This is a genomic window from Allosphingosinicella sp., from assembly GCF_036387215.1.
In the GTDB taxonomy this organism is placed as follows: domain Bacteria; phylum Pseudomonadota; class Alphaproteobacteria; order Sphingomonadales; family Sphingomonadaceae; genus Allosphingosinicella.
The window spans coordinates 1-5022 of sequence record NZ_DASVUE010000340.1 but is presented as its reverse complement, the minus strand read 5'-3'; the positions used below and the strand labels follow the sequence as shown (position 1 = coordinate 5022).

Annotated in this window: 8 protein-coding genes; 3 read left to right on the top strand and 5 right to left on the bottom strand. The window is 67.6% G+C overall.

What is annotated here, in order from left to right:
• Positions 1-137: 137 nt before the first annotated feature.
• Together rpsU and VF662_RS13655 are read left to right on the top strand one after the other, a co-directional pair.
• On the top strand, positions 138-350 hold the full coding sequence (gene rpsU, locus VF662_RS13660; RefSeq protein WP_464142219.1) for a 30S ribosomal protein S21: 213 nt from the start codon (positions 138-140) through the stop codon (positions 348-350).
• A gap of 72 nt (positions 351-422) precedes the next feature.
• Positions 423-962, top strand: a complete 540-nt coding sequence (locus VF662_RS13655; RefSeq protein ID WP_464142217.1) for an FKBP-type peptidyl-prolyl cis-trans isomerase — start codon at positions 423-425, stop codon at positions 960-962.
• Here the strand turns inward: VF662_RS13655 and VF662_RS13650 are convergent.
• Genes VF662_RS13650 through pyrE form a run of 5 tightly spaced genes read right to left on the bottom strand, consistent with a single transcriptional unit; the run spans position 959 to position 4638 of the window.
• On the bottom strand, positions 959-2026 hold the full coding sequence (locus VF662_RS13650; RefSeq protein WP_464142215.1) for an AI-2E family transporter: 1068 nt from the start codon (positions 2024-2026) through the stop codon (positions 959-961). The genes VF662_RS13655 and VF662_RS13650 overlap by 4 nt on opposite strands.
• Complete coding sequence (gene lepB / locus VF662_RS13645) at positions 2023-2895, bottom strand: signal peptidase I (RefSeq protein WP_464142213.1); 873 nt, start codon at positions 2893-2895, stop codon at positions 2023-2025. The genes VF662_RS13650 and lepB overlap by 4 nt, the downstream gene beginning before the upstream one ends.
• 17 nt (positions 2896-2912) lie before the next feature.
• Positions 2913-3329, bottom strand: a complete 417-nt coding sequence (gene acpS, locus VF662_RS13640; RefSeq protein ID WP_464142211.1) for a holo-ACP synthase — start codon at positions 3327-3329, stop codon at positions 2913-2915.
• On the bottom strand, positions 3326-4057 hold the full coding sequence (locus VF662_RS13635; RefSeq protein ID WP_464142209.1) for a pyridoxine 5'-phosphate synthase: 732 nt from the start codon (positions 4055-4057) through the stop codon (positions 3326-3328). The genes acpS and VF662_RS13635 overlap by 4 nt, the downstream gene beginning before the upstream one ends.
• Entirely contained in the window at positions 4054-4638 is a 585-nt protein-coding gene (pyrE, locus tag VF662_RS13630; protein WP_464142221.1) for an orotate phosphoribosyltransferase, read from the bottom strand. Before pyrE ends, VF662_RS13635 begins: the two co-directional genes overlap by 4 nt.
• A gap of 160 nt (positions 4639-4798) precedes the next feature.
• On the opposite strand from pyrE, the gene VF662_RS13625 reads away from it, so the two are divergent.
• Positions 4799-5022 (top strand): hypothetical protein (locus VF662_RS13625; RefSeq protein ID WP_464142207.1); only part of this gene is annotated, 224 nt, incomplete at its 3' end.

Sequence of the window (5022 nt, the reverse complement as noted above, 5' to 3'; positions counted from 1 at the left end):
TCTCTTGTGTATCGGCCCCGCCAACGGCGCGGAGGAACTGCTTCGCGACGAACCTAATTTTATGGTATCAACAGCTTGTTCGGAGGCGGCGCCCAAGCGGCCGCCGCTGGTTCATCGGATTGGAGTGACGGCCTTTTATGCAAATCATCGTTCGCGACAATAATGTCGACCAGGCGCTGCGAGCGCTCAAGAAGAAGCTCCAGCGTGAAGGCGTCTATCGCGAGATGAAGCTGCGCCGCCACTACGAGAAGCCCTCGGAAAAGCGCGCCCGCGAGCGTGCCGCCGCAGTCCGCCGCGCCCGCAAGCTCGAGCGCAAGCGTATGGAGCGCGACGGAGGCGGCGCCCGCTAAGCGGAAGCTGCTTGCTTAAGCTGACACGGCGGCGGTAACTCGCCGCCGTTTCCTTATCTGCCGAGGTCTCCCATGTCCGTAACCGCCGTTCCGATTCGTCCGATCAAGAAGGGCTCGGTCGCGAAACTGTGGGTGGGCCTTGCGGGCCTGAGCCTCGCCGCCGCCGGCCTCGCCTGGGCGGGCACGAGCGGGCAGCTCTACACGACCACCGCCTCCGGCCTTCAATATCAGGTGGTGAAGGAGGGCGAAGGCCCGAGCCCTACGCCGACGGACATCGTGCTGGTCCACTATACCGGCCGCCTCCAGGACGGCACCGTCTTCGACAGCAGCCAAGGCAAGCAGCCCGTGCCCTTCCCGGTCACGGGCGTGATCCCCGGCTTCACCGAGGGGCTTCAGCTGATGAAGAAGGGCGGCACCTACCGCCTGCGTATCCCGCCCAACCTCGCTTACGGCGCGGCCGGCGCCGGCGGCGGCGTAATCCCGCCGAACGCGACCCTCGATTTCGAGATCCAGCTGCTCGACATGGCGCCGCAATCGGCGCTGCAGGGGCTGATGGGAGGCGCCGGTGGAGGCGGTGGAGGCGGAGCGCCGCAGCAGGGGCGGCCGCGTTAGGGCTCGGCTGCGCCCGACGCGGGATCGTCCCGCGATTTCTGCTCCAGCGCGGTCTTGATCATCGCGACGATGGGATCTGCGAGCGCAAGGCCCATCAGCCCGAAGAGGGCGCCGAACAGGAGCTGGGCGCCGAGCACCAATGCCGGTGCCAGGTCCACCGTCTTCCGGGCGACGTAGGGCACGATCAGATAGCCGTCGACGACCTGGACGACCACATAGACCCCGATCGCCCAAAACCCGGCGTCGGTGCTGACGCTGAAGCCGGCAAGCACGATCAGGACGCCCGACACGATCGCGCCGATGTTGGGGATGAAGGCGAGAAGGCCGGTGAGGATCCCCAGCAGCGCCGCCATCGGCACTCCGCCGATCCAGAGCAGGATCCAGGTCCCGACGCCCTCCACCGCCATTCCGATAAGCCGCCCCGCCATCAGCCGGCGAAGCGTGAAGCCCATATGCGAGGCGGTGCGGTAGAAGCCGTCGCGGCTGCGCATCGGCAGCATCCAGGCGAAGCCGCGCTCATAGAGCCTCGGCTCGATCGCGATGAAGATGCCGATAACGAGGATCATCACGAAGCTGGTAACGGCGCCGAGCGCGCTGCTGACAGCCGAGCCGAGGCGCCCGAGCGAGCCCATCAGCTGATTGCTCAGCTGGTCCATCCCGGCGCCGCCCTGGACGATGCCGAGCGCGTTCCCCCAGGCGAGCACGCGATTGGCCTGGGCCGTGACGAGGCTCCGAAGCGCCTCCGCCTGGGCGGCGATCGACTGTCCGGCAAAGACGAAGGCCCAGACGACGAACGCCACTCCGGCGATCGTGACGATCGCAAGCCGCCAGCCGCGGCCGATCGGGAGCAGCCGGCCGAGGAGTCGGGCGCCGCCGTCCAGCATCGCCGCAAGCACGATCCCGGCGAAGATGAGCAGAAGCGGCTGGGCGAGGAAGACGACCGCCAGGATCAGCAGCCCGAGTCCGAACCAGACGCTCGCCCGCTTCAGCTCCTCCCGGATGATCGGATCGCGAAGCTCCGTCGGCCCTCTCTTCTCGACATGGCCGCCGGAGCCCTCGCTCATTTCCCGCCGGTCTCCTGCGGGTGTAGCGAAGTCCCCGCCCTCCCGCCGCGAAGCGCCGAGAACCAGCTGATCGGGTTCAGATATTGCGAGGAGCCGTCGAGCGAGAAGGTGATGAGCTCCGCCCGGCCGCCGATATTCTCGACCGGGACGGGCCCGCCGAGGCCGTTATTGGGCGGCCCCAGCGGCACCCGGCTGTCCGCCGACTTGTCGCGATTGTCGCCCATCAGGAAGACGGTGCCGTCGGGCACCTTGATCTTCGGAACATCGTCGGTCCCGCCGGGAAAGTAGCCGAGATCGATCGTGTCGTAGGTGCGCCCGTTGGGCAGCGTCTCGCGCACCACCGGCAGGCGGCAGTAGAGCTTTCCGTCGGGCCCGTTCACCCGCGCGCCGGGGAATTCCATGTCGGTGCACGGCGCGTTCTCGTCGACCGGGACCATCGCCGGCGGCCGCCGCTCGCGCTTCACGGCGCGGCCGTTGATGTAGAGCTGGCCCTCGATCATCTCGAGCGTGTCGCCCGGGAGCCCGATCGCCCGTTTGATGTAATCGGCGGTCTGGCCCGGAGGAGTGACGATCACGACGTCGCCGCGCTCCGGATAGGAGCCGAGCAGCCGCCCCTTCATCGGCGGCACGATGTGGAAGGAGGGGGATACCCACGACCAGCCATAGGGATATTTGCTGACCACCAGCCGATCGCCCTTCAAGAGGGCCGGCATCATCGATTCAGACGGAATGTAGAAGGGCTTGGCGACAAAGCTGTGGAAGGCGAGCACGGCAAGGACGAGCCAGAAGATCGCCTTGATCTCGCCCCACCAGTCGGTGCCCTTCTTCTCCGCCTTGGCGGGTGCCCCGGCTTCTTCAGTCGATGCCACGACAGGCTCGCTGGCGCTCACACTCTTGCTCCTTCGATCGGCCTGGCGGTTATGATGACGAACGCCTGTGCAAAGGGATGATCGTCCGTCATCGTCAAGTGAACCTCGGCGGCGTGGCCTTCCGGCGTGATATCGTCAAGCCTCCTTCTGGCGCCCCCCGTGAGCGCAAGCGTCGGCTCGCCGGAAGCTTTGTTCACGACACCTATATCCTTCATGAACACGCCGCGCTTGAAGCCGGTCCCCACCGCCTTCGAGAAAGCCTCCTTCGCAGCGAAGCGCTTGGCATAGGTGCCCGCGCGGGTGAGCGGCCGCCCCTCCGCCTTCCGCCGCTCCACATCGGTGAACACGCGGTCGATGAAGCGGTCGCCGAAGCGCTCCAGCGAATTCCGGATGCGCTCGATGTTGCAGAGGTCTGAGCCGATGCCGATGATCACCCGCGAGCCTCGTCCATCAGGGCGCGCATGCGGCCCACGCTGCCTTCGAGGCCGGTGAAGATCGCCTCGCCGACCAGGAAGTGGCCGATGTTGAGCTCGGCGATCTGCGGGATCGCGGCGACGGGCACCACATTCTCGAAGGTGAGGCCGTGGCCGGCATGCGGCTCGATCCCGTTCTTTGCCGCAAGTGCGGCCGCATCGGCGATCCGGCGCAGCTCGGCCGACTGCTCCTCGCCCTCCAGATGGGCGTAGCGACCGGTGTGGAACTCCACCACGGGTGCGCCGAGCCGGATCGCCGCCTCGATCTGCCGCGGGTCGGGCTCGATGAAGAGGCTGACGCGGATATTCGCCTCTCCAAGGCGGCTGACATAGTGGGCGAGCTGATTGTGCTGCCCTGCCGCATCGAGGCCGCCTTCCGTGGTGCGCTCCTCTCGCTTCTCGGGGACGATGCAGGCCGCGTGGGGCCGGTGGCGGAGCGCAATCTCGAGCATCTCCTCGGTCGCCGCCATTTCAAGGTTCAGCGGGATCGTGAGCCGCTCCATCAGCCGCAAGATGTCGTCGTCGCGGATGTGGCGCCGGTCTTCGCGGAGGTGCGCCGTGATCCCGTCCGCTCCCGCGTCCGCGGCCGCGAAGGCGGCCCGAACGGGATCGGGGTGATCGCCGCCGCGGGCGTTCCTGATCGTCGCCACGTGGTCGATGTTGACGCCGAGGCGCAAATGCGAATTCACGCTGCCTTCCGGCTCCCGGGCTTTTCGGCCGGGATCGCCGCGAGATCCTGCGGCAGCGCGTCGGCGGCAAAGGCGGGCACGTTCAGGCGCACCAGGGGGAAGAACGGCACGCCGAGGTCCGCCTCGCCGTTCGAGCGGTCGACGAGGGCCGCGGCCGCGATCACTTCGCCGCCCGCGTCGGCCACCGCCTTCATCGCCTCACGGGAGCTAAGCCCGGTGGTGACCACGTCCTCCACCAGCAGCACCTTCTGCCCCGGCTTCACCGAGAAGCCGCGACGAAGCTCGAACGTGCCGGTCGGACGCTCGACGAAGATCGCCTCCAGCCCGAGCGAGCGCCCCATCTCATGGCCGATGATCACGCCTCCCATCGCAGGCGAGACGACCATCTCGAGCTTCGACTTGACGTCGCGCGGGATCGAGTGCGCCAGCGACGATGCGAGGCGAGAGGCGCGGGCCGGGTCCATCAGCACCCGGGCGCATTGCAGGTAGCGCGGGCTGTGGAGCCCCGAGGAAAGGATGAAGTGCCCCTCCAGAAGCGCTCCGGCGGCGCGGAATTCGGCCAGAATTTCCTCTTCCGTCATCATGGCTTTCCCCTCTCGCCGCTTCCATGCCAGATAAGGGCCGCGGCAGCAGCCATCAAGTTGCTTGAGGCGCCGGGTTCCCCGGCCTATATGGGCCCGCGATCTGACCTATCCGCGTTCGAATCCACCCGCTCGTCCAGGGCGGCCCCAAGGGGTTTAGATGAAGACCTTGCTGAAAATTTTCGCCGTTGCCGCAGCGCTCGGCCTAACGCCCGCAGCCGCGCTCTCGCAGGCTACCCAGCCTGCCGCTGCCCAGCCTGCTGCGGCGGCGCAGCAGCCGGTGATGAAGGGTGCCCCGCCGAGCGACGCGATCAGCGCCGCCTCGCAGGCCCGCGGCGGAGCCCAGCCGGAGGAAGTCTCCGACCCGAGCCTTGCCAACGCTAC

Coding starts and splice junctions, on each gene's coding strand:
- rpsU (WP_464142219.1), top strand. CDS start 138: ATGCAAATCATCGTTCGCGACAATAATGTCGACCAGGCGCTGCGAGCG.
- VF662_RS13655 (WP_464142217.1), top strand. CDS start 423: ATGTCCGTAACCGCCGTTCCGATTCGTCCGATCAAGAAGGGCTCGGTC.
- VF662_RS13650 (WP_464142215.1), bottom strand. CDS start 2,026: ATGAGCGAGGGCTCCGGCGGCCATGTCGAGAAGAGAGGGCCGACGGAG.
- pyrE (WP_464142221.1), bottom strand. CDS start 4,638: ATGACGGAAGAGGAAATTCTGGCCGAATTCCGCGCCGCCGGAGCGCTT.